This is a genomic window from Aphanothece stagnina RSMan2012, from assembly GCF_046764815.1.
GTDB lineage: Bacteria > Cyanobacteriota > Cyanobacteriia > PCC-6307 > Cyanobiaceae > NIES-981.
In genome coordinates, this window is the sequence record NZ_JBKOUC010000140.1 from 1 (window position 1) to 223 (window position 223).

Consider the following 223-nt stretch of genomic DNA (forward strand, 5'->3'; position numbering starts at 1 on the left):
GTGCCCGCCGCCGCCAGCAGGTGATTGCCGCGCACCACGCTGGCCAGGGCCACGCCGAGCAGGGTCTGCAGTCCGAAGAAGGGAAAGCAGCCGCAGAACACCCCGGCGGCCAGGCCCCGGGCCCGCTGGCCGGGGTTGCCCTCCTGGTGCCAGAGCCACTGGATGGCCCGCCGGATGGACCGCACCACGGGGACATGCGGTCGAAACTGGAACGGACGCAGCG

Annotated in this window: 1 protein-coding gene; it reads right to left on the reverse strand. The window is 73.1% G+C overall.

Annotation, left to right across the window (positions count from 1 at the left end; translation table 11 throughout):
- The coding region (locus ACLNEE_RS17115) for a DUF2062 domain-containing protein (RefSeq protein ID WP_412007474.1) at positions 1 to 188 on the reverse strand (188 nt) is incomplete at its 3' end.
- Between the last annotated feature and the right edge of the window lie 35 nt (positions 189 to 223).